Origin of the sequence: Massilia polaris, assembly GCF_012927275.1 — a bacterium.
In the GTDB taxonomy this organism is placed as follows: Bacteria; Pseudomonadota; Gammaproteobacteria; order Burkholderiales; family Burkholderiaceae_D; genus Telluria_A; species Telluria_A polaris.
Genome location: NZ_JABBGG010000016.1, coordinates 24,810 through 47,909 on the forward strand (window position 1 = coordinate 24,810; position 23,100 = coordinate 47,909).

Sequence of the window (23,100 nt, forward strand, 5' to 3'; positions counted from 1 at the left end):
CAGCCAATTGCCACATTCGATGCCAGCCTGTTCACACAAGCTGAAAGACCGGCAACGAAAGCTGTTAGCAGGAATAGTACATGTCGAATTCGACCGGGTGGGTGGTCATGCGCATGCGTTGCACTTCGGTCATTTTCAGTTCGATGTACGCGTCGATCATGCTGTCGCTGAAGACGCCGCCGCGGGTCAGGAACTCGCGGTCCTTATTCAGCGCGTCGAGAGCTTCTTCCAGCGATGCGCAGACGGTCGGGATCAGCGCGTCTTCTTCCGGCGGCAGGTGGTACAGGTCTTTCGACGCCGCTTCGCCCGGGTGGATCTTGTTCTGGATGCCGTCCAGGCCAGCCATCAGCAGGGCTGCGAAGCACAGGTAGACGTTTGCCAGCGGGTCAGGGAAACGCGTCTCGATGCGGCGGCCTTTCGGGTTTGCCACGTGCGGGATGCGGATCGATGCCGAACGGTTGCGTGCCGAGTACGCCAGCTTGACCGGTGCTTCGTAGCCAGGCACCAGGCGCTTGTACGAGTTGGTGCCCGGGTTGGTGATCGCGTTCAGCGCCTTGGCGTGCTTGATGATGCCGCCGATGTAGAACAGCGCGTCATCCGACAGGCCTGCATAGCCGTCGCCTGCGAACAGGTTCTTGCCTTCTTTCCAGATCGACTGGTGCACGTGCATGCCCGAACCGTTGTCGCCGACGATAGGCTTCGGCATGAAGGTCGCGGTCTTGCCGTAGCTATGGGCGACGTTCCAGATCACGTACTTCATGTTCTGGGTCCAGTCGGCGCGCTCGACCAGGGTCGAGAACCTGGTGCCGATTTCGTTCTGGCCGGCGCCGGCCACTTCGTGGTGGTGCACTTCGACCGGGATGCCCAGCGCTTCGAGGATCAGGCACATTTCCGAACGCATGTCCTGGAAGCTGTCGACCGGAGGAACCGGGAAGTAGCCGCCCTTGACGGTCGGACGGTGGCCGCTGTTGCCGCCTTCGATTTCCTTGCCGGTCGCCCACGACGATTCGTCCGAATCGATCTTGACGAAGCAGCCCGACATGTCGATCTTCCAGCGCACGCTGTCGAAGATGAAGAATTCCGGCTCAGGACCGAAGAAGGCGGTGTCGCCGATGCCGGTCGACTTCAGGTAGGCTTCAGCGCGTTTGGCGATCGAGCGCGGGTCGCGGTCGTAGCCCTTGCCGTCGGATGGCTCGATGACGTCGCACTGCATGAACAGCGTGGTCTCTTCCATGAACGGGTCGATGTTCGCGGTATTCGGGTCCGGCAGCAGGATCATGTCCGATGCTTCGATACCCTTCCAGCCGGCGATCGACGAGCCGTCGAAGGCGTGACCCGACTCAAACTTGTCGAGGTCGAAGTGGGAAACAGGAACCGTAACGTGCTGTTCCTTGCCGCGGGTGTCGGCAAAACGAAAATCAACGAACTTGACTTCGTTGTCCTTGACCATCTTCAAGACTTCTGCGGCTGTTCTTGCCATTCTGACTCTCCTAAATGAAATGGGTGGTTGCCGGGCGCGACGGCGCGACACGGCAAATCTTAACCGGGATATTAGCAGGAAGCATGCCAGCCGAAAAAACCTGTCTGCCTCGTTTGGAAACTTTGAATGCAGTATGAAAAGCTTCTATAGTGAGTCTGGCGCACGCCTCGCTAGAAGCACCATCTTAGTGCATCTGGCGTTTTTTGCACCACCATGCAGCGCGATGCACCCAAATGGCGAGCCGCCCCGGGCTGGTGCGCCAGCTTCTATAATAGTCCCAAATATCCCATCTGGAACAACCATGACGACCATCGACGAGATCCTTGAGCACGCCCGCAGCGCCGCTCCCGGCCAGCCCTATGCTGGCGCAGTCACGCCGCAGCTGGCTTACCAGCTGCTGCAACTCGACCCGCGGGTCAAGCTGGTCGACGTGCGCACCAACGCCGAGCGCGCATGGGTCGGCAAACCCGCGATTCCCGAGGGGCAGCACCTGGCGATCGAATGGAACACCTGGCCGGCCGCCACCCAGAACCCCGATTTCGTTCCGCAGCTGGAGCAGGCCGCCGGCAAGGAAGATGTGCTGTTGTTCCTGTGCCGCTCGGGCGTGCGTTCGCGCCACAGCGCGAAAGCCGCCACCGAGCGCGGCTACACGCAGGCGTTCGACATCCTCGAAGGTTTCGAAGGCGACAAGGACAGCGAAGGCCACCGCAAGACCGTCAGCGGCTGGTGCAATGCCGGCCTGCCGTGGATTGGCGCGTAAGCGCGCACTTACACCACCGCCGCCGGCGCTGGCGCTGCGGCGGTTTCGTCGCGCGCTGCGGCGCGCACACGCTGGCGCACGAAGTTGATGTGGCTGCGCAGGCCGTACAGGGCATCGGCGAACGCCAGCGGAATTGAAATCCGGTTCACCATCGCCTCGATCTCGTCGAGGCGCTTGAGCATGGCGGCGCACACCTGCGCCCGGTCTTTACCGGTTGCAGCGTCGAGCTCCTGCTCCACGGTGCGCAGCTGGCCGTACCAGCGGTACACGCGCGACTTGATGCGCCACACGTACAGCGGCGGCACCACCTTCGACAGCGGAATCCACAGCGCCGCCAGCGCCACCACCACCACCCACATCCGGTCCAGCAAGTTCGCCATCCAGAAGCTCATGTAGCGCTGCAGCAGAGGCGCGCCGTCCTTGTAGAACTTCTGCGCCTCGCGCGCCACCGGGATTTCGGTAAAGCGCGCGGACGGGAACTGGCCCTGGGTCTGGAACCAGCCGGTGCCGCCGTGGATCTGGCTGGCCGACTGCACGAACAGGTCCACCAGCGCCGGATGCAGGTCGTCGCGCGCCACCAGCGTGGCGGTCGGCGCGATCAGGTGATAGTCCTGCGACGGGATGTCGCGCCCGACGTCGACGATCCCGCGCGGCAGCACCACATGCGAAACGAACGGCAGGCGGCGCGCGTAGGCTTCGGCCTGGCTGAAGTCGAACAGCTTGATGCCGGGGGTTTGCAGCAGCATCTGCACCAGCGGCGCTTCCGGGCCGGAGCTGAACACCAGCGCGTCGATGCGGCCTTCCAGCAGTTCGACGGTGGCGGGCGTGTTCTCCAGCGCGCCGATGGTCAGGTCGGACGGCTCGACGCCGTTCAGCTCCAGCACCTTGCGCAGCAGCTTGGGCACGCCGGTGCCTTCCGGGCCGAGGTTGATCTTCTTGCCCTTCAGGTCGGACAGCTGGGTGACGGCGACCGGCTCGCGCATGAACAGCCACACCGGTTCGGTGAACAGGCTGCCCAGCGAGACCAGGCCCGCGCGGCGCGCCTCGGCTTCTTCGGTGGAGCCGCTTTGCACGAAGGCGATGTCGACTTTGCCTTCGTTGAGGAGCTGGAGGTTTTCCTGCGACCCGAGCGAGCTTTGGCGTGTGACCTTGATGTCGTGTTTGGCGAGGGCGGCGGCGTACTGCTTGCCGAATTCCTCGTAGGCGCTGTTTTCCTGGCCGGTGGCAAGCAGGACCTGGCGCGGCGGGGCCGGATCGACCGCCAGGTAGGCGGCCGCGCACAGCACGGCGATGATGATGACTGTGGGACCGGCGGTGGCGACCAGGTCGCCGAACGAGAACCGGGTGAATTTACGGATGTTGGACATTACTCTGCGCATGGGTTTCATGCCCGGTACGATGCCAACAATTCAACAACAATGCAAGCCACGCTTTGTCGTTCCCGGGCTCGGCGCCCCCCTTGGCGGGAACCCAATAGCGCCGACGTTTCGATCAGCATGGGTTACCGCGGGGCCGCCGAGGCGTTGGCGGGAACGACATCCTTATCCGCCGCAGACCTTCAATGGCGCCGCACCCGCAACCGCCGTCTTCGGCGGCTCGATCATCGGCATCAGGCTTGGCGCCAGCGTCGCCAGCAACTGCACTGGCAACGCGCTGGTGAAGTCGTAATCGGCCGCACTCGGTCCTGCGACATACGCCGTCATGCTGCCGAAGAAGCGCTCACCGATGTTGAACACGAAGGTCGCCGAACGGTTCACATAACGCGACTCGATCAGCCGGCCGCCGGCGCCATACACTTCGAAGCGCTGGTCGCCGGTACCGGTCTTGCCGCCGACGGCGATGACCTGCCCGTCCGACATCATGAATGCCGTCTTGACGCGCTTGGCGGTACCGTCCGATACCACGCCGCGAATCGCCTCGGACACCGCCGCCGCGACTTCCGGCGCCAGCACCTGCTCGCCCTGCGCTTCCTTCGCAGGCTTGACCAGCGTCTCATACGGCGTGCCCTGGGCGAAGTGCATCGAGTCGATGCGCTGCGTCGGCTTGCGCACGCCGCCGTTGACAATGATGCCCATCATTTCCGCCAGCGACGCAGGACGGTCGGCCGACGCGCCCAGCGTGGTCGCATACGACGGCGTCAGCGAGTCGAACGGATAGCCCATCTTTTTCCACTGCGCGTGGATCTTGAGGAAGGCCTCGACTTCGAGCAGGCCGGCGATACGGCGGTCCTGCGCGTGCTTGCGGTGCGTATTGAACAGCCACGCGTACACCAGCTGGCGTTCGCGCACGCTGGCGTCGGCGATCTCGGCGAACTTGGCGCCCGGGTGCGTACGCATGTACCCGACCAGCCACAGTTCGAGCGGATGGATGGTGGCGAGGTAGCCGCGGTCGGCCAGCGACATGTTGGCCGGCGAGTACTGCACGTACATGCGTTCGATGCGTTCCTGGTCGACTTCATTGGCCGAGACCAGGTTATCGTTCAGGAATTTGCCGAACTGCGCGACGCTGGCTTCCGGCGCGATCGTGCGGTGCACGTTGGCCAGGCGGGTCGGCGTCGGACGCAGGCTGGCCAGCAGCACCTTCTCGGCTTCGGCCAGGTTCTTGCCGCGGTATTTGTTATAGAAGCGCGTCAGGAACTCGCGGCCTTCGCGGTCGGCGAAGCGGGCCAGGTATTCGGCGCGGCGCGGGTCGGTCGAATCGGCCAGCAGCGCCGCCGACGATCCAGGCAGCTGGAACATGTAGTAGCGGACCACGTCGCGCATCATGCGCACGAACACCAGGTTGGTCGAGCTGCGCAGCGCCGCGCGCACCGTCATGATCTTGCGGTCGTCAAGCTTGCTGAAGTTGCCGAAGGTGTGCAGGCCGCCACCGGTGAAGAAGCCTTCGTACGGGCTGGCCGAGTATTTGCGCTCGAGCGCCGCTTCAAGTATCGCGGGCAAGGTGCGCGCTTCCGCCTTCTGGTTGAGCGTGAAGTATTCGACCGCCCACTGCGACATGCGGTCCTTCGGATCGATGACCGTCGAACGCAGCATCTTCGCGTCCATGCCGGCGAAGCGCTTGTGCAACTGGTCGACGATGTCCATGTAGGTGACCAGCGTGCGCAGCTTGGCGGTCGAGCCCAGGTCGAGCTTGGCGCCTTCGTTGATGTCGAGCGGCTGGTCGTAGTTATCGGTCTGTACGCGCAGGTAGTTGGCCTTCTCGCCGCGTTCGAGCAGCGTGAAGCTGTAGACCACCTTGGACGGGTCGCCGTTGCCGAGCATGCCCTTGCCGGTCAGGCCGGCGGCGCCGGCCTTCTCGGCGTCGCGCAGTTCGCGCAGCACCGCGGTGACGGCATTCTGCGCGTTCGAATCGAGCGTGGCGACCACCGCCAGGTCGAGGCGGTCGAGATTGTACAGGCGCGATTCGCCGAGCAGGCCGCCGAGGTGCGTGCGCACCGCGTTGGAGGCCTTGCGCGTGACGAAGGTATTGGCGGCAGGCTGCGCCACGCCGGACGATGCCGACGGCTTGAGCGGCATCCGCATGGCAGCGTCGCGCAGCGCCGGTGAAATCACGCCGGCCTGGGCCAGCACGCGCAGGTGGGTATTGGTCAGCTGCTCGAGGTCGTCGCCGCCGGCGCCCAGGTAGTGGGCAGGACGGCGCTGGGCGATCATCAGGCTCAGGGCTTCCTTGTACATCTGGGCCGCCTGCGGCGTGTCGATGCGGCCGTTCAGCACGCGGTTGACGTCCTCGAACTTGCGGCCATACCAGACCCACATGCCGTCGCCGATGCCGTTCACTTCGCCGTAGCCAGGCTTGGCCGACAGCGGCACGGTGTTGAGGTAGTCGACCACGACCTGGCGGCGCGCCCTGGTGGTGTCTTCGCCGTACTGGTAGGCGCGCAAGGTGGCCGAGGCCATCTGGACCAGCTTCTCGCTCAGCGAGCTGGTACGTCCGTCCGGCGAGTGACGGTACTTTTCGATCTGGGTCGCCAGCGTGCTGCCGCCGGCCGAGCGCTTGTCGCCGCCGGTGAACACGCTCAGCGATTTGTCGAGCACGGCCTTGCTGAAGCGGTCCCACTCCACGGCGGGATTGCGTTTCGGGTTTTTGGTGTCGAGCAGTTCGCGGTTCTCGATGAACAGCAGGCTCTTGACCAGCAGCGCCGGCGCCTTGTCGAAGCCGTCGTAATAACGTTCCGGGAACTGCGACGAGAACAGCGGCGCGCCGCGGCAGTCGAGGATCGTCAGCCCGACCTTGGTCTTTTCGCGGAAGGTGGCGAACAGGCCCATGTCGGCCATTTCCACCATCTTCGGCGACTGCCGCGCCTGCGATTCGATCGCGTAGTGACGGGTCTGCAGCTTGCCCAGGTAATCGGGCAGGTTGGCGTAGCCGAGGCGTTCGTCGTACGGGCTGTCGTGCGGGAAGCGGATCGTGCTGCTCGGGCCGGGGCCGACTTTATAGTCGAGCCTGGATGCCAGGCGCGCGAAAAACTCGGCCTGCATCGTCGAAGTGCGCATCTCATATGCGGCGAGCGCGGCGATAACCGCCAGCACCAGCAACAGGATGAGGATCAGGACGGGCTTGAATCGGCGTGGCGGTTTTTTTTCTGTTTGCAGCTCGGGCATGTCGCCTTCCCCCTCCGGCACTGGCGCAGGATCGGGAACGAGCGACAAATGCGGATGCGGGTAGTTCAGGTGCGGCGCCCTGTCGGCGCCGCCATTAGTCAATGCGATCGACGCTGCACGCGCACGCATTTTGCGGACTGCGCGGTCAACGATGATGCGGGGCCGTCGAAAACGACGATTACTTTCCATGATGGCTCAACCGGTTTGAATCAATTTTACTTGGAATACACCCGTTCAACCTTCGCCATCTTGCATCTGGTCTGTACGAGTGTTTGAAGTGCACTGTGGTTAGCGAATTAACACCCGAAATCCCACTCTAGATTTCGTCTCGCGATGTATGTCATTCCACCACATCAACCCCTGTGTACGAAGGCGTGTTCAAGAAAAGTTTGATTTCGGCGTTTGATTTTCGCAAAAAAACAACGGCTGAGTTACGTGGCAAAAAATGCCGCGACCAAAGCCGCGCTTTGGCTTGCCGAAGCGCTAACGCGCGTCGGTGCGGCAACGTACACAGCACGTATTAAATTCGCAATGCACGATCGTCAAGAAACGGTTTGCACGACTTCGCTGCGCGCGCGTGCGCCGCGCAGGTCCGCCAGCGCCTGCATGCAGTAATACTGGAACCACAGGCCGGTGAAAATGAAGATCACCACATACAACCAGATCGACAGCGCGGCCAGGAACGGGAACAGGAACACCGCCACAATCGTCCCGCCGATCCACACGATGCCTGGCAGGGCGCCGGCCGCGCCGGAGAATATCCCGATCAGCATCAACTGGCGCTTGTGCGCCTTGATGATGGTGGTGCGCTCTTCTTCGCTGGCGTGTTCGGACAGCGCGTCGTAGCTCATCACGCGCTGGGTAAGCCATCCCCACAAGGCGGCCTGCGCGATGATGGCGATGGGCGCGATCGCATACAGCGGCAGCGAGAACAGCCACAACGGCACGAAGACCAGGAAGCCGGAAAGGTTTACCATCAGGCTGCCGATGAAGCTGCCGCCCTGCTTCTTTTCAAGCTGCGCGAACTGGCGCTGGCTGACGTGGCGCACGATCGCCGGCATCGCCACCACGCCCATGAACAGCAGCGAGCTCACCACCATCAGCGGCAGCAGCGTCAAGAGCGCGACCAGCGGGACGATGACGGTCTTCAGGAAGCCGAGGCCGAAGGTGGAGAGGACGCTGCCACTGGTGCTGAACAAGCCGTAGTCGGCGAACAGCGCGTGCATGGTGTCGAGCATCGGCTGCAAGCCGGTCCACAGCAGCGCGCCCCACAGCAGCAGCGACAGCAGGAACGGAATCACCGACAGCAGCAGCATTTTTCCGGTCAGCTGCGACATCAGCGCGCGGCCATAGGCGGTAAGTACGGGGCGCAGCAGGTTCTGGTTCATGGATGGCGTTGCCTGGTGGTCGTGGAAACAGGCAAAGGATAATCGAAACGCCGCGTTAGCGTTGCAAGGTGCTCAATTGGCGGATTGCTACGCCATGGACTACAATTCCCGATCACCCCGTACTAATTAAGGAAAACACCATGTCCACTACCACTACTGAATCCGGCCTGCAGTACGAAGACAGCACCGTTGGCGACGGCGCCGAAGCGAAAGCCGGCCAGCACGTCACCGTGCACTACACCGGCTGGCTGCGCAACGACGACGGCACCCAGGGCGCGAAATTCGATTCGAGCAAGGACCGCAACGATCCATTCCAGTTCAATCTCGGCGCCGGCCAGGTCATCCGCGGCTGGGACGAAGGCGTGCAGGGCATGAAGGTCGGCGGCAAGCGCCGCCTGACGATTCCGGCGGCGCTGGGTTATGGCGCACGCGGCGCGGGCGGCGCGATTCCGCCGAACGCCACGCTGATCTTCGATGTCGAACTGCTGGGCGTTTAAGGAGCTTCCATGAGCTTGCAGGAACAATTCACCCAGGCCCAGGCCGATTCGAAGAACTTGCCCGAGCGGCCGGACAACATGACGCTGCTGAAGATCTACGCGCTGTACAAGCAGGGATCGAGCGGCGACGCGCAGGGCGAACGCCCTGGCATGACCGACTTCGTCAACCGCGCCAAGTTCGACGCGTGGGACGCGCTCAAGGGCACGTCGCAGGATGAGGCGATGCAGCAGTACATCGACCTGGTTGAAGAACTGAAGGGCTGATGAGCTGTCGTTCCCGCGAAAGCCTCGGCGGCCCCGCGGGAATGACGCTATGCTGAACCGAACACCTTCTGCATTTTCTCCATCACTTTCGCGCGGATCGAGGGCGCGAATGCGCCCATCAAAAATCCCAGCTTGATTTCCATCGCCGCTTGCTGCGCGCCCAGCGTCAGTGCGCCCGTCACACCGCTGCGTTCGAAACGCAGCACGTCGCCATCCCAATTGCAGGCCAGGCCATATTCGCGGGCGATCTTTTCCGCCACTTGTTGCGCCGCCTCGCGCGCTCGTTCCGGCGTCAGGCTGTGCGCCTGGACGATGTTGATGTCTGCCATGTGGCAATTCCCAAATCTAAACAAAAGCGGGCATGATACCGTGTCGTCCCCGCTCCCGCAAAGTTGCCAGCCGGATGGTGAAATCGGCAATAATAGGGCTTGCACCTACATCCCGGAAGACCATGACCGACATCCAGCTGATCGCCGCCATCATCTTCGGCCTCGCCCTCGTGCACACCTTCGCCGCCTCGTCATTCTCCCGGCTGGCCCATCGCTTCCCGCGCCATGCCGGGCTGCTGCACTTCTTTGGCGAAGTCGAGGTGGTGTTCGGCCTGTGGGCGATCGTGCTGGTGCTGGCCATCGCGCTGGTGTCGGGCGGCGCCGCGGCAATGGACTACGCCGAATCGCGCACCTTCACCGAACCGCTGTTTGTGTTCGTGATCATGATCGTGGCCGCCTCGCGCCCGGTGCTTGAAACCGTGCGCGCGCTGGTGTCCGCGATGGCCAGGATCACGCCGGTGCGCACCGCCGTCGCGCACGTGTGGCTGTGCCTCGGCGTGGTGCCGCTGATCGGCTCGTTCATCACCGAGCCCGCCGCCATGACGCTGGCTGCGCTGATGCTGGCGCCGACCGTGTTCACCAAAGATAAACCAGAGTGGCTCAAGTACGCCGCGCTTGGCGTGCTGTTCGTGAACATTTCGATCGGCGGCACCCTGACCTCGTTCGCGGCCCCGCCGGTACTGATGGTCGCGCACACCTGGGGCTGGGATTCGGCCTTCATGGCGTCGACCTTCGGCTGGCGCGCCGCCATCGCGGTGATGGTGAATGCGACGGTGGTCACCTTCCTGCTGCGCTCCCACCTCGGCAACGAGGTGGCGCAGCCCGCCGCCACGCCCGCGCCAGTCGTGGTGCGCGCGATCCACCTCGCCTTCCTGGCCGGCGTGGTCGCGTTTGCACACCATCCGGTGATCTTCCTCGGCCTGTTCCTGCTGTTTGTCGGCTTCACCCAGGCCTACGAGCAGTACCAGTCGCCGCTGCTGGTACGCGAGGGCCTGATGGTGGGCTTCTTCCTCGCCGGCCTGGTGGTCCTCGGCGGCATGCAGCAATGGTGGCTGCAGCCGATCGTCTCCAGCCTCGAGCCGACCGCGCTGTTCTTCAGCGCCACCGCGCTGACGGCGATCACCGACAACGCCGCCCTGACCTACCTCGGCTCGCTGATCACCGGCCTGTCCGACCATGCGAAGTACATGCTGATGGCGGGCGCCGTCGCCGGCGGCGGCCTGACCGTGATTGCCAATGCGCCCAATCCGGCCGGCGCGGCGCTGCTGCGCAGAGGCTTCAACGGCGAAGCGATCGGCGCCGGCGGCCTGCTGCTCGGCGCCCTGCTGCCGACCGCGATGGCGGTCGTGATGTTCCTGGTTTAACACGCCCCCACGTTTTAGCAGCGCTTTCGTCCGGCGCTTGCGCGGAATCAAACGAAGTTTGACCGCCAAGCGCCAGTATTTCCCTGTGAACGTTGCCGCCAGCCATAATCGGCGCGCGCTACCTTGCGGAGAAACGAAATGGATGATCGCGTCAGCCTGCCCATTGAAGTCCTGCCCGACCGCGAACAAGCGCCCGTCAGTTTTATCCCCACCCCGACCGCGTCCTACCGCCGGCACCGCAAGGCCGCCGCGCTGGTGTACGAACCCGGCAAGCCGCGCATCGGCCTGGCCGACCAGCCGGCGCCGGCGCCGGCGCCGCTGCCATATGCGTTCGGCGCGCGGGTGCTGATGTGGAAGCAGGACCCGTCGGTCAGCGAGATCGGCACGCGCAAGGTGTTCCTGCCGGGGATCGTGCTGGCCGGGCCGCGCGACGCCCGCATCATGTACGGCGAACCGGGCATCGCGCCGGTCAGCCCGAATGCGTTCGGCGATTTCGTCGCGGCGCCCGACACGCCGCAGTTCGACGCCGTCCATACCTTCGCGGTGGTGCGCCAGACCCTGACGATGTACCAGCGCGCGCTGGCGGGCGGCGATGGCGGGACGCCGCTGCCGTGGCAGTGGAACAGCAGCATCGACACGGCGCCGCTGCAGCTCTACCCGCACGGCCTGCCCAACACGATGAACGCCTTCTACAGCCGCTCGCAATGCTGCCTGAGGTTCGGCGACTTCATTCCCAGCGGCGCGGTGGAGCGCGTTTACACCTGCCGTTCGTTCGACATCGTGTCGCACGAAACCGGCCACGCCGTACTTGACGGCCTCAAGCCCGACTGGCTGCTGGCCGACAATCCGCCCCAGACCGGCGGACTGCACGAAGCGTTCGGCGACCTCACCGCGATCTTCCTCGCGCTGTCGCAGCTGGACCAGTGCGAAGCCATCATCGCCCAGACCAAGGCGCGCCTGCACGACAAGACGTTTTTGGCCGACATCGCCGAGCAATTCGGCCTCGCGCTGGGCCGCTCGAACGGCCTGCGCAACGCCGACAACGACATCACGCTGTCGGAAGCGGGCAGCGAGGTGCATGCGATCTCGCAGGTGTTCACCGGCGCCGTATACGACATCCTGGCCGACATGTTCAACCACGAGCGCGACCCCGGCATGCTGGACGACGCCGCGGTGCTGCACCGGGTCGGCGACTACCTGCGCGGCCTGCTGCTGCGCGCAATGATCGCCGCGCCCGACCGCGGCGCGACCTATGCCGACGTGGTCAACGAGATGATCCGCATCGCCACCGCGGATGGCGGTCCGGTCGAATACCGCAACTTCATCCGCAACCGCTTTGTCGTGCGCGAGGTGGTCGACTCGCCGATGGCGCTGACCGAAGACCTGCCGTCCGGGATGCTGCTGGCGCCCGGCGTGCAGGACCCGCCCGGCGCGGTGCAGGACAGGCGCGCCTGCTGCGGCACGATGAACCTGGCCGAGTACTACGGCATCGACCATGTCTTCGACGCCGAAGTGCAGGCGCTGGCGCAGTGGTGCGCCGACCATGGCCGGACCGGCGCGGCGCCAGTGCGCGACGACACCGCCGCGGACGGCAACCGCAGCGCCCTGCCCGCGCCATGAAGATCTCGGTCACGGGCGGCGGCGGCTTCGCCGGCACGCTGGAGCACTACGAAGTCGAGACAAAGCACCTGCCGCAGGGCGATGCGCTGGAAGCGCTGCTGCAGAACCTCGATTTCTTCCACGCTCACGAAGCGCCGCCTGCAGTCGGCGCCGACATCGCGCGCTGGGAAATCACGGTCGATGATGGACAGCAATGCCGAACCGTCGCATTCGCGGAAGACGGCGGCCCGGCCTGCGCCCGCTGGAAACCGCTCCTCGACCGCCTGCGCGGGGCCGGATAAGGCGCAGGCGGGCGCGTTTCGGCACCCCGGTTTGTTAAATTAATGGCAAATCCGCGGCCTGAGGCGGCATTTGCTTATTTGTATAGTGTCTAAGCCTGAATTGTGGGAAAAACCGAATTGCCTTAAAATACAGTGCTTTGCTATGGTTGGCGGGCACTCCCAGCGCCTCCCCGCACTACCCATTTAATTCATAGGACTGTTATGACCCACGTTGTCACCGAATCGTGCATCGCATGTCGCTACACTGATTGCGTCGATGTATGCCCGGTCGATTGTTTCCGGGAAGGCCCGAATTTTCTGACGATCGATCCGGACGAGTGCATCGACTGCGCAGTCTGCGTGGCTGAATGTCCCGTCAACGCGATCTACGCGGAAGAAGACGTGCCGTCCGACCAGCAGCAGTTCATCAAGATCAACGTTGAACTGGCGCGCGCGTGGCCATCGATCACCAAGACCAAACCGCCTCTCCCGGACGCCGAGGAGTGGAAGGACGTCAAGGATAAGCTGGGCAAGCTGGTCCGCTAAGCGGAGCTGGCGCTTTACCAGGCCCGGCTTTCCGCGAGCCGGCGCAAGCGCCTGTGCAGCGCCCCGCATCACCAAATCAAAATCAACAGGAAGTAATCGTATGACAATCTCCGCCACCCACGAAGCAGGCAGCGTCGCTGCCAACAGTACCTTTTCCGGCGCAATCGAAACCGATGCGGTCATTATCGGCGCCGGCCCGGTCGGTCTGTTCCAGGTGTTCGAACTCGGCCTGCTTGAAATCAAGGCCCACGTGATCGACTCCCTGCCGGCAGTGGGCGGACAGTGCGTTGAACTGTATCCGGACAAGCCGATCTACGACATCCCTGCCGTGCCAGTGTGCACCGGCCAGGAACTGACCGACAACCTGCTCAAGCAGATCGCGCCGTTCGAGCCGACCTTCCACCTGAGCCAGGAAGTCACCGGGGTCCAGCGCCGTGAAGACAACCGCTTCAACGTCGAAACCTCGACCGGCACCCGGTTCATCACCAAGACCATCTTCATCGCGGCCGGCGTCGGTTCGTTCCAGGCGCGCACCCTGAAGGTGGACGGCATCGAGGCGTTCGAAAACAGCCAGCTGCACTACCGCGTCAAGGACCCTTCGATTTTCGAAGGCAAGAACCTGGTGGTGTGCGGCGGCGGCGACTCGGCGCTCGACTGGGCCCTGAACTTCGTCGGCAAGGCCGAGTCGGTGGTGCTGGTGCACCGCCGCGACGACTTCCGCGCCGCGCCTGCCTCGGTCGCCAAGATGAAGGCCCTGTGCGACGAATACGAAATGCAGCTGATCACCGGCCAGGTCACCGGCTTTGACGCCAAGGACGGCACGCTGTCCGAAGTCAAGGTTACCGGCGCCGACGGCGTGACCCGCCGCGTGCCGCTCGACATGCTGCTGGTGTTCTTCGGCCTGTCGCCGAAGCTGGGCCCGATCGCTGAATGGGGCCTCGACATCGAGCGCCGCCAGCTGAAGGTCGTGGACACCGAAAAGTTCGAGACCAACGTGCCGGGCATCTTCGCCGTGGGCGACATCAACACCTATCCGGGCAAGAAGAAGCTGATCCTGTCGGGCTTCCACGAGGCGGCCCTGGCCGCCTTCGGCGCCGCGCCATATATCTTCCCGGACAAGAAGATCCACATGCAGTACACGACGACCTCGCCGAAACTGCACAAGATCCTCGGCGTCGAATCGCCGACTTTCGACTAAACAGCGTTCAGTACCATTGACGCAACCGAGAAATGCCCCGCCGGGGCATTTTCTGTTTTGTGTTAAGTGGCTCATAAACGAACCCCGCATTCCCGTGTTAAAACAGATCGTGAACGGAAGTAAGCTTACTCCCGACTAGTTAGTTGGTAGATTGCCAATGGGCATAACTAATTGCATTCCCGTCTCGCGAATGGCCTATAATTGACCGCGCAAGGCAGGAACGTACGCCCGTGCACTTTTATTCAAGGAATCTGTATGCTTTATCATTTACACGAGATGCAACGCTCATTCCTGACGCCGCTGATACAGTGGGCTGAAGCGTCATCCAAACTCTTCTCGAACCCGGTCTCGCCGCTTGCGCACACCCCGTTCGCGCAACGCATCGCCGCCGGCTACGAACTGATGTACCGGCTCGGCAAAGATTACGAAAAGCCGGCCTTCGGCATCGACACTGTCACGATCGGCGCCGACACCGTGCGCATCGTCGAACGCATCGAAGTCGACAAGCCGTTCTGCCGCCTGCTGCACTTCCGCAAGGACCTCGACGCCGCCGCTTTCGCCGCGCTTGACCAGCCGAAGGTGCTGCTGGTCGCGCCGCTGTCGGGCCACCACGCGACGCTGCTGCGCGACACCGTACGGGCGCTGCTGCCGAACCACGACGTCTACATCACCGACTGGACCGACGCGCGCATGGTGCCGCTGTCGGTCGGCCCCTTCCATCTCGACGACTACATCTTCTACGTCCAGGACTTCATCCGCCACCTGGCGCCCGAGCTGCACGTGATCTCGGTATGCCAGCCGACGGTGCCGGTGCTGGCCGCGATCGCGCTGATGGCGACCGCCAAGGACCCGAAACTGCCGAAGACGATGACGATGATGGGCGGCCCGATCGACCCGCGCCGTTCGCCGACCGCGGTCAACGACCTGGCGACCGAGAAGCCGTTCTCGTGGTTCGAGAACACGGTGATCTACTCGGTGCCGGGCAACTACCCAGGCGCGGGCCGCCGCGTGTATCCGGGCTTCCTGCAGCATGCCGGCTTCATCGCGATGAACCCTGGCCGCCACGCGGAGAGCCACCGCGAGTTCTACAACCACCTGGTTGCGGGCGACGACGAGCCGGCCGAAAGCCACCGCCAGTTCTACAACGAGTACAACGCCGTGCTCGACATGCCGGCCGAGTACTACCTCGACACGATCAAGACCGTGTTCCAGGAATTCGCGCTGCCGATGGGCACGTGGAAAGTTGGCGGCCAGCTGGTGCGTCCGCAGGACATCAAGACGGTCGCGCTGCTGACGGTGGAAGGCGAGCTGGATGACATCTCCGGCACCGGCCAGACCCAGGCTGCGCACGACCTGTGCAGCGGCATTCCCGCCAAGATGAAGCAGGATTACGTCGCCGCGAAGGCAGGCCACTACGGCATCTTCTCCGGCCGCCGCTGGCGCGAGACGATCTGCCCGAAGATCGGCGAGTTCATCCGCCAACACGGCTAAGCTTCCCCGTTCCCCGTTCCCCGCTCCACAAGATGCCGCTGATTCAGCGGCATTTTTTTTTGGGGTCAGGTCTGTCATTCGGACACGGGCCCAGCCTTAAGGGTGCCTTACGGCTGGGCCCGTGTCCGAATGACAGACCTGACCCCACTTATTGGGCCCGTGTCCGAATGACAGACCTGACCCCACTTATTGACCTGACCCCACTTATTAGTTCATCCGCCAACACGGCTAAGCTTCCCCTCCTCGCTTCACGAAATGCCGCCTAACCAGCGGCATTTCTTCTTTCGGGGTCAGGTGGTGGATAATGTCGTTTTCCCCACGCTCCCCATCCGTGACCAAGTCCCTCGCCGACCAGCTTGAAGACCTGCTACCCCAAACCCAATGCACCAAGTGCGGGTATGCCGGCTGCCGCCCGTACGCCGAGGCGATCGCCGCGGGCGAGGCGGACATCAACCAGTGCCCGCCCGGCGGCATCGAAGGCGCGGCGCGGCTCGCGGGCTTCCTGAACCGCCCGATCATCCCGATCAACCCCGCCAACGGCATCGAACGCCCGCGCCCGGTCGCCTTCATCGACGAAGCCCTGTGTATCGGCTGCACGCTGTGCATCCAGGCCTGCCCGGTCGATGCGATCCTCGGCGCCACCAAGCAGATGCACACGATCCTCCCGAGCCTGTGCACCGGCTGCGACCTGTGTGTCGCGCCCTGCCCGGTCGACTGCATCACGATGATGCCGGTGACGGGCGAACGCACCGGCTGGTCGGCCTGGTCGCAGCAGGACGCAAACGCCGCGCGCTCGCGCCACGATTTGCGCGCCATGCGCCTGCAGCGCGAACGCGCGGAGAACGACGCGCGGCTGGCCGCAAAGGCAGCCGAAAAGCTGAAAGCAGTGACCCTCGAGGCGGCCAATACGCCCGAGGAACTGGCCGAGAAAGAACGCAAGCGCGCGATCATCGCGGCGGCCTTGGAGCGTGCGCGCATCAAGGCCGAAGAACAGAAGAGCACCGGCCAATGAACGCTGCAAAACGACACGAAATCTTCTCGCGCCTGCGCGCCGCCAATCCGAATCCGGTCACCGAACTGGAATACACGACCCCGTTCGAACTGCTGATCGCGGTGCTGCTGTCGGCGCAGTCGACCGACGTCGGCGTCAACAAGGCCACGCGCAGGCTGTACCCGGTGGCCAATACGCCGCAGGCGATCCTCGACATGGGCGAGGACGAGCTGAAGACCTACATCGCCACCATCGGCCTGTATCACACCAAGGCGAAGAACGTGATCGCGACCTGCCGCATGCTGGTGGAGAAGCACGGCGGCGAGGTGCCGCGCACGCGCGAGGAGCTGGTGGAGCTGCCGGGTGTCGGCCGCAAGACCGCCAACGTGGTGCTGAACACGGCGTTCGGCGAAGTCGCGATGGCCGTGGATACCCACATCTTCCGGGTATCGAACCGGACCAATATCGCACCGGGCAAGAACGTCGACGAGGTAGAGCACAAGCTGCTCAAATTCGTGCCGAAGGAGTTCCTGCTCGACGCCCATCACTGGCTGATCCTGCATGGCCGCTACACCTGCATCGCGAGGAAGCCGCTGTGCTGGAACTGCGTCATTGCCGACCTGTGCGAATATAAGGCGAAGACGCCGGCGCCGGCCAACCTGCTCCCGAAGGAACCACGATGATTATTGCTACTCACAGCGGCAAGTTCCACGCGGACGACGCCTGGGCCGTCGCGGTACTGAATATCCTTTTCCCCGACAGCGAAATCATCCGGACCCGCGACACGGCCCTGATCGACGCCGCCGACTTTGCCATCGATGTCGGCGGCGTCTGGGACCCGGCCACCGGCCGCTTCGACCATCACCAGAAGGGATTCGACGCCGCCAGGCAGACCGGCGTTCCCTATGCGAGCGCGGGACTGGTGTGGAAGGAGTATGGGGCGCGCTGCGTCGCCGCCCTCGCCGATGTGCACACCGGCCAGCAGCTGACCGAAGATGCAGCACGCCAGCTGGCGTACGCGATCGATGCCGACATCGTGCAGTACCTCGACTTGTCCGATGTGGGCGCGGCAAAAAATGCGCCCGGCGGCTATGGACTCTCGGCAGTCATCTCGGGCTTCAATCCCAACTGGCTGGACGAACAAAGGATGGGATATGGGGACGCGGCGGATGCCTACCGGCTCAGCCAGTTCCGGCGCGCGATGGCGGTCCTTGCCGACATCATGGTCAATGCCGTCAAATACCGCGTCGGCGTGCTGCTCGCGCTCGAACAAGTGCGGCAAGCGGAGCCGCTGGAAGATGGCAGGGTGCTGTTCCTGAAGAACGCCGCGCTGCCGTGGACGGCCGTGGTGCGCAAGGAGATGCCGAAAGTCCTGTTCGTCATCAGCCACAGCATTTCTGAACAGCGTTACATGCTGCACACCGTGTCCGTCAGTCCGGAGAGTTTCACGGCACGGGCCGACCTGCCTGCCGCATGGGCTGGACTGCGCGACGCAGACCTTGCGGCTGTCACCGGGATTCCCGATGCGACCTTCTGCCATAACGGCAGGTTTATCGCGGCGGCAAAGTCATTCGAGGGCATCCAGGCGATGGCGAGACAGGCCGTGCAATCTGTTGATGATGCCGGCCCGCCTGAGAGCGCGAGCGTCCCGCAGACCGCTGCGGACGATGCCATCGGACAGCCGAAGCTGTAGCGCGTCGGCGGACTTACGTCGGCGTGTCGACCATGTCCCAGCCGGCATGCTGGAAGCGCACCAGCCAGTTCAGCGCGTGATGGCGCTCCATGACGACGTCGGCATCCACTCCCGCCGCTTCGCCACGCTTCTTGAGGCGCTGCTGGCGAATGTGCCAGTGCAGGCGGTAGGTCAGGTCGAGGGCGTCGAGGATCCCGGCGTCCGGGCGCACGGAAGGACCGCGCATCTCGATCAGCTTCGCAACGGTGCTGGCGGTATCGCAGGGCTCCGAAGGGAACCGCAGCTCGTCCACCATGCCAAGCGCCCATTCCAGCAGGTACAGGCTTTCGTAGCGCCACATGAACTGCGCGCATTCCTGCTGCGACGGCGCTTCCTTCTCCAGGAACGCGCGCTCTTCGGGCGACAGGTGATCGTCCGCGAGCGGCATCTTCGACAGCAGGGTGTCGGCGCTCATCGGCTCGCCCGAGGCGACCGATTCGGCGCGCAGGGAGATCAGCAGCAGCGCGCGGGCGCGTCCCACGATGTCGTCCCTGTCCCGCAGCACCAGTTCGTCTTCGCACACCAGCGGCGGCAAAGTGTCCGGGACGTCGATCCCGCGCGCCGCCAGTGCAGCCTCGCTGGCCGCCTTGCGCGTCCACGCGCGCGCCGGATACGGCACGCGCGCCTGCGGATCGGTGCTGCCGTCGCCGGCATCGACCAGCACATGCCCGTCCGGGTCGATGACCTGGCCGTCTTTGGTGAACAGCACCGCGTTGACCTCTTTCGCCCACGCGTACAGCGCTGCGGTATCGTCGGCGCCGATACTGATGGCGAGGTGATGCTGCACGCGCTGCAAATGCAGGATCACATGGTATTTGTCGCGCGACATCTGGCCGTCGCCGCGGTCCAGCACATAGCCGCAGAAGTCATTCAGGTGGGCCAGCAGCTCGGGGTCGGACAGGTCGCGGCGCAGGTGCAGGACATGCGCGAACGGCGGCTTCGGGATCTGCACCAGGGTGCAGTAGGCATTGAACAGCAGCGTCGCGCCGACGGGGGCGGCCGGGGCGGCTGCTTGCCGGGACGGGAGGAGGCTGCGAAATTTTTCAAGCATCGTCAGATCAATACCATATTGTCGCGGTGGATAAGCTCGGGTCCTTCGAGGAAGCCGAGGATTGTTTCGATGTCGGCGGACGGTTTGCGCATGATACGACGCGCCTCTGAACTGGTGTAGTTCGTGATGCCGCGCGCGACCGGCGCGCCGTCTAGCGACAGGCAGGTGATGACCGCGCCGCGGCCGAACTCCCCCCTGACCTCGACCACGCCGATCGGCAGCAGCGACTTGCCTTCCTTCGTCAGCTTGGCGACTGCGCCGGCATCCAGCACCACCTGCCCCGCCGTGTGCAGGTGGTCGGACATCCACTGCTTGCGCGCCGTGGTGCGGCCGGTCTGCGCCAGCAGCTGGGTGCCGATCGCTTCGCCGTTCGCGAGGCGCGTCAGGACGTCGTCCTCGCGCCCCCAGGCGATCACGGTATCGGCGCCCGAACGCGCAGCGCGCCTGGCGGCGAGGATCTTGGTGAGCATGCCGCCGCGTCCCAGGGCGCTGCCGGCGCCGCCGGCCATCGCTTCGAGCGACGGGTCGCCGGCCTTGCCTTCGGCGATCAGGTAGGCGGCAGGGTCCTTGCGCGGGTCGGCGTTGAACAGGCCCTTCTGGTCGGTCAGGATGATCAGGGCGTCGGCTTCGATCAGGTTGGCCACCAGTGCGCCGAGCGTGTCGTTGTCGCCGAACTTGATCTCGTCGGTGACGACGGTGTCGTTTTCATTGATGATCGGGACCACGCCGAAACGCAGCAAGGTGGTCAGCGTCGAACGCGCGTTGAGGTAGCGTTCGCGGTCGGCCAGGTCGGCGTGCGTGAGCAGCACCTGGGCGGTGCCGAGGCCGTGCGCGCGGAAGCTGGTTTCGTAGATCTGCGCGAGGCCCATCTGGCCGACGGCGGCGCAGGCCTGCAGTTCGTGGATATCGGTGGGGCGCTTGTCGAAGCGCAGGCGCAGCATGCCTTCGGCGATCGCGCCGGAGCTGACCAGCACGACTTCCTTGCCGAGGTTGCGGAGTGCGGAGATTTGCGCGGCCCAGCGCGCGATGGCGGCGTGATCGAGTCCGCGGCCGTCGTTGGTGACCAGCGAGGAGCCGACCTTGATGATGATGCGGTTAGCTTTTTGTATGACTGAGTTCATCGGCGCGCGTTCCAACAGGTCGCGGGCGCAGCGCCAGCAGCCCGAGGCCGCCCACCAGCTCCAACCCGCATACGACTAACAAAAATCCCTGGGGCAGGCCGATGGCGAAAGCCGCGATGAGGCGGCCGGCCGGCTGCGCCAGGAGGAATAATGCTGTGATATCGCCGAGGAGTGGCTGGTCGCCGTGCCTTGCCGCCAGCAGCGCCAGTCCCGCGGTAGCGAGCCTGACGCCGACATAGATGGCGAAAAACTGGCTGTAGCCGTTTACGCCAACGAGTAACATCCCCATGCTGGTCGCCACGCGGTCAGGATCGAGCAGGGCCGCGAGCGCGGCCAGCGAGCTGGCGATGGCGATGAGCTTGAGCAGCGAATACCGCAGCCGCGCCCGTTGCATGGGTACTGCCAATTTCAATCCAGGATCTTGAAACGTGGATCGTCCGGGTCGATCGATGCGATGCCGCGCGCTTCCTCGGTCATCTGCGTTTCTTCCGCACGGTGCTCGCTGTTGCGCTTTACTTCGAGGTGCATGTAGATGGCGTTGACCAGCTCCTGGCAGCCGTCGCGGTTCAGCGCCGATATCTCGAACACAGGGCCCTTCCAGGCCATGCGCTTGACGAAGTCCTTGACGACCTTCTTGCGGTCCGTTTCCGGCACGACATCCAGCTTGTTGAGCACCAGCCAGCGCGGCTTGGCGACCAGCGATTCGTCGTACTTCTCGAGTTCCTTGACCAGCGCCTTGGCTTCCTTGACCGGATCGACGTTGGTTTCGAACGGCGCCATGTCGACGATGTGCAGCAGCAGGCCGGTACGCTGCAGGTGGCGCAGGAACTGGTGGCCGAGGCCGGCGCCTTCGGAGGCGCCTTCGATCAGGCCCGGGATGTCGGCGATGACGAAGCTCTTCTCGTGCGACACGCGCACCACGCCCAGGTTCGGGTGCAGTGTGGTGAACGGGTAGTCGGCGATCTTCGGCTTGGCGTTCGAGACGGCCGTGATGAAGGTCGACTTGCCGGCGTTCGGCATGCCGAGCAGGCCGACGTCCGCCAGCACCTTCAGTTCCAGGCGCAGTTCGCGGCGCTCGCCCTCCTTGCCCTCGGTCTTCTGGCGCGGTGCGCGGTTGGTCGAGGACTTGAAGTGGATGTTGCCCCAGCCGCCCTCGCCGCCCTTGGCCAGCAGTTCGGTCTGGCCGTGTTCGGTCAGGTCGGCGATGATTTCGCCGTTGTTGTTATCGACGATCAGCGTACCAACCGGCATGCGCATGAAGATGTCGTCCGCGCCCTTGCCGTAGCAATCGGAGCCGCGCCCGGCTTCACCGTCGCGCGCCTTGTGCATCTTGGAGTAACGGAAGTCCACCAAGGTGTTGATGTTGCGATCCGCAACCGCCCAGATGGAGCCGCCTTTGCCGCCGTCGCCGCCGTCCGGACCGCCGAACGGGCGGAACTTCTCGCGGCAGAACGAGGCGCAGCCATTGCCGCCGTCGCCACCGATGACTTCGATTTTTGCTTCGTCGATAAACTTCATATTTGTACCGCCATAAAACTAAAAAGGCTCTACCTTGGGCAGAGCCTTTCGATGGAAGGCTTGCGCCTTACAGATTTGCGCCGCGAACGGCGCGAGCGCGTATTACGCTGCTACCGCTTGAGCGGCAACGACGGTGACGAACTGCTTCGAGCCGAGGCCCTTTTTGACGAACTTGACGGTACCGTCGACCAGCGCGAACAGGGTGTGATCCTTGCCCGTACCGACGTTGGTGCCTGCGCGCACTGGGGTACCGCGCTGGCGAATGATGATGCCGCCTGCGTTGATAGCCTGGCCGCCGTAGACCTTAACGCCAAGGCGTTTTGATTCTGAGTCACGGCCGTTGCGCGTTGTGCCGCCGCCTTTTTTGTGTGCCATTTAGATGCTCCTTGATAGCTGGATTAAATCGGGCAAACAGCAATTAGCCGTTGATCGATACGATTTGGATTTCGGTGTAGTTCTGACGATGGCCTTGGTGCTTCTGGTAGTGCTTACGACGACGCATCTTGAAAATCTTCACCTTATCGTGACGACCGTGTGCCACAACAGTAACCAGAACCGTTGCACCTTCGACCAATGGCGCACCAAACTTGATGGTGTCGCCCGCGCCTACTGCGAGTACTTGATCGATGGTGAGTTCGGAACCAATGTCTGCCGGTATCTGTTCTACTTTAAGTTTTTCGCCAGCGACAACTTTGTATTGTTTGCCACCGGTTTTTATGACCGCGTACATGATTTGAAACCTCATCAAATGTTAGAAAGTTTCCCTGGCCGGAAGCCGGGGAACCGCGAATTATACACGGGATGGGTTTTCGCGTCAAAAGGCGTGCACAAGCGGCGTAGTTCGTGGTATGTCAGCAACTTTCGATCCCTGCCCTTGCGCGGGCGCCAA

The 23,100-nt window shown here is 63.8% G+C and carries 23 protein-coding genes; 12 read left to right on the top strand and 11 right to left on the bottom strand.

Annotated features, from left to right (window positions below):
* Positions 1 to 64: 64 nt before the first annotated feature.
* Positions 65 to 1,480 carry a type I glutamate--ammonia ligase gene (gene glnA, locus HHL21_RS20165; RefSeq protein WP_169469264.1) on the bottom strand — a complete coding sequence of 472 codons (1,416 nt, stop codon included), beginning with the start codon at positions 1,478 to 1,480 and terminating at the stop codon, positions 65 to 67.
* 301 nt (positions 1,481 to 1,781) lie between these two features.
* Between glnA and HHL21_RS20170 the strand changes: the two genes are divergently transcribed.
* Positions 1,782 to 2,240 (top strand): rhodanese-like domain-containing protein, encoded by a 459-nt coding sequence (locus tag HHL21_RS20170; RefSeq protein ID WP_169469267.1) that lies wholly within the window; start codon positions 1,782 to 1,784, stop codon positions 2,238 to 2,240.
* An 8-nt stretch (positions 2,241 to 2,248) separates the two neighbouring features.
* Here the strand turns inward: HHL21_RS20170 and HHL21_RS20175 are convergent, their stop codons facing one another.
* From HHL21_RS20175 to HHL21_RS20185, 3 genes are all read right to left on the bottom strand, one after another.
* Positions 2,249 to 3,607 (bottom strand): TAXI family TRAP transporter solute-binding subunit, encoded by a 1,359-nt coding sequence (locus tag HHL21_RS20175; RefSeq protein ID WP_169469268.1) that lies wholly within the window; start codon positions 3,605 to 3,607, stop codon positions 2,249 to 2,251.
* 174 nt (positions 3,608 to 3,781) lie between these two features.
* Positions 3,782 to 6,841, bottom strand: a complete 3,060-nt coding sequence (locus HHL21_RS20180) for a transglycosylase domain-containing protein (RefSeq protein ID WP_169469323.1) — start codon at positions 6,839 to 6,841, stop codon at positions 3,782 to 3,784.
* 542 nt (positions 6,842 to 7,383) lie between these two features.
* Positions 7,384 to 8,229 (bottom strand): EI24 domain-containing protein, encoded by an 846-nt coding sequence (locus HHL21_RS20185; protein ID WP_229496625.1) that lies wholly within the window; start codon positions 8,227 to 8,229, stop codon positions 7,384 to 7,386.
* 140 nt (positions 8,230 to 8,369) lie between these two features.
* Here HHL21_RS20185 and HHL21_RS20190 point away from each other — a divergent pair, with 140 nt between their 5' ends.
* Both HHL21_RS20190 and HHL21_RS20195 read left to right on the top strand, forming a co-directional pair.
* Positions 8,370 to 8,726, top strand: a complete 357-nt coding sequence (locus tag HHL21_RS20190) for an FKBP-type peptidyl-prolyl cis-trans isomerase (protein WP_169469270.1) — start codon at positions 8,370 to 8,372, stop codon at positions 8,724 to 8,726.
* A gap of 9 nt (positions 8,727 to 8,735) precedes the next feature.
* Positions 8,736 to 8,990, top strand: coding sequence for an acyl-CoA-binding protein (locus HHL21_RS20195; RefSeq protein ID WP_169469272.1), 255 nt, complete (start codon positions 8,736 to 8,738; stop codon positions 8,988 to 8,990).
* Between the two features lie 47 nt (positions 8,991 to 9,037).
* On the opposite strand, the gene HHL21_RS20200 is transcribed toward HHL21_RS20195, so the two are convergent.
* Positions 9,038 to 9,319 (bottom strand): polyhydroxyalkanoic acid system family protein, encoded by a 282-nt coding sequence (locus HHL21_RS20200; RefSeq protein ID WP_169469274.1) that lies wholly within the window; start codon positions 9,317 to 9,319, stop codon positions 9,038 to 9,040.
* 122 nt (positions 9,320 to 9,441) lie between these two features.
* Between HHL21_RS20200 and HHL21_RS20205 the strand changes: the two genes are divergently transcribed.
* The 9 genes from HHL21_RS20205 to HHL21_RS20245 all read left to right on the top strand — a co-directional run bounded on the left by HHL21_RS20205 (position 9,442) and on the right by HHL21_RS20245 (position 18,482).
* On the top strand, positions 9,442 to 10,683 hold the full coding sequence (locus tag HHL21_RS20205) for a putative Na+/H+ antiporter (RefSeq protein ID WP_169469276.1): 1,242 nt from the start codon (positions 9,442 to 9,444) through the stop codon (positions 10,681 to 10,683).
* A gap of 138 nt (positions 10,684 to 10,821) precedes the next feature.
* Positions 10,822 to 12,303, top strand: a complete 1,482-nt coding sequence (locus HHL21_RS20210) for a gluzincin family metallopeptidase (RefSeq protein WP_169469278.1) — start codon at positions 10,822 to 10,824, stop codon at positions 12,301 to 12,303.
* Positions 12,300 to 12,584 (top strand): protealysin inhibitor emfourin, encoded by a 285-nt coding sequence (locus tag HHL21_RS20215; RefSeq protein WP_169469280.1) that lies wholly within the window; start codon positions 12,300 to 12,302, stop codon positions 12,582 to 12,584. The genes HHL21_RS20210 and HHL21_RS20215 overlap by 4 nt, the downstream gene beginning before the upstream one ends.
* A 201-nt stretch (positions 12,585 to 12,785) precedes the next feature.
* The gene (gene fdxA, locus HHL21_RS20220) at positions 12,786 to 13,109 is read left to right on the top strand and encodes a ferredoxin FdxA (RefSeq protein WP_169469282.1); all 324 of its coding nucleotides are present in this window, start codon (positions 12,786 to 12,788) and stop codon (positions 13,107 to 13,109) included.
* A gap of 100 nt (positions 13,110 to 13,209) precedes the next feature.
* The gene (locus HHL21_RS20225) at positions 13,210 to 14,307 is read left to right on the top strand and encodes an NAD(P)/FAD-dependent oxidoreductase (RefSeq protein WP_169469284.1); all 1,098 of its coding nucleotides are present in this window, start codon (positions 13,210 to 13,212) and stop codon (positions 14,305 to 14,307) included.
* Positions 14,308 to 14,562: 255 nt separating this feature from the next.
* Entirely contained in the window at positions 14,563 to 15,798 is a 1,236-nt protein-coding gene (locus HHL21_RS20230) for a polyhydroxyalkanoate depolymerase (protein WP_169469286.1), read from the top strand.
* Positions 15,799 to 16,102: 304 nt separating this feature from the next.
* The gene (gene rsxB / locus HHL21_RS20235; RefSeq protein ID WP_169469288.1) at positions 16,103 to 16,810 is read left to right on the top strand and encodes an electron transport complex subunit RsxB; all 708 of its coding nucleotides are present in this window, start codon (positions 16,103 to 16,105) and stop codon (positions 16,808 to 16,810) included.
* Positions 16,807 to 17,472: an endonuclease III gene (nth, locus tag HHL21_RS20240; RefSeq protein WP_169469290.1), complete on the top strand. Its 666-nt coding sequence runs from the start codon at positions 16,807 to 16,809 to the stop codon at positions 17,470 to 17,472. The genes rsxB and nth overlap by 4 nt, the downstream gene beginning before the upstream one ends.
* Positions 17,469 to 18,482 carry an MYG1 family protein gene (locus HHL21_RS20245; protein ID WP_169469292.1) on the top strand — a complete coding sequence of 338 codons (1,014 nt, stop codon included), beginning with the start codon at positions 17,469 to 17,471 and terminating at the stop codon, positions 18,480 to 18,482. The genes nth and HHL21_RS20245 overlap by 4 nt, the downstream gene beginning before the upstream one ends.
* 13 nt (positions 18,483 to 18,495) lie before the next feature.
* Here HHL21_RS20245 and HHL21_RS20250 read toward each other — a convergent pair whose 3' ends face one another.
* The 6 genes from HHL21_RS20250 to rplU form a co-directional block, all read right to left on the bottom strand.
* Complete coding sequence (locus HHL21_RS20250; RefSeq protein ID WP_169469293.1) at positions 18,496 to 19,572, bottom strand: DUF4272 domain-containing protein; 1,077 nt, start codon at positions 19,570 to 19,572, stop codon at positions 18,496 to 18,498.
* A 2-nt stretch (positions 19,573 to 19,574) separates the two neighbouring features.
* On the bottom strand, positions 19,575 to 20,693 hold the full coding sequence (gene proB, locus HHL21_RS20255; RefSeq protein WP_169469295.1) for a glutamate 5-kinase: 1,119 nt from the start codon (positions 20,691 to 20,693) through the stop codon (positions 19,575 to 19,577).
* Positions 20,668 to 21,099, bottom strand: a complete 432-nt coding sequence (locus HHL21_RS20260) for a DUF4345 family protein (RefSeq protein ID WP_229496627.1) — start codon at positions 21,097 to 21,099, stop codon at positions 20,668 to 20,670. The genes proB and HHL21_RS20260 overlap by 26 nt, the downstream gene beginning before the upstream one ends.
* 2 nt (positions 21,100 to 21,101) lie before the next feature.
* A complete protein-coding gene (obgE, locus tag HHL21_RS20265) occupies positions 21,102 to 22,211 on the bottom strand; it encodes a GTPase ObgE (protein ID WP_169469297.1) in 1,110 nt (369 codons plus the stop codon).
* A 102-nt stretch (positions 22,212 to 22,313) separates the two neighbouring features.
* Positions 22,314 to 22,586 carry a 50S ribosomal protein L27 gene (gene rpmA, locus HHL21_RS20270; RefSeq protein WP_169469299.1) on the bottom strand — a complete coding sequence of 91 codons (273 nt, stop codon included), beginning with the start codon at positions 22,584 to 22,586 and terminating at the stop codon, positions 22,314 to 22,316.
* Between the two features lie 43 nt (positions 22,587 to 22,629).
* A complete protein-coding gene (rplU, locus tag HHL21_RS20275) occupies positions 22,630 to 22,941 on the bottom strand; it encodes a 50S ribosomal protein L21 (protein ID WP_106760570.1) in 312 nt (103 codons plus the stop codon).
* Positions 22,942 to 23,100: the final 159 nt, after the last annotated feature.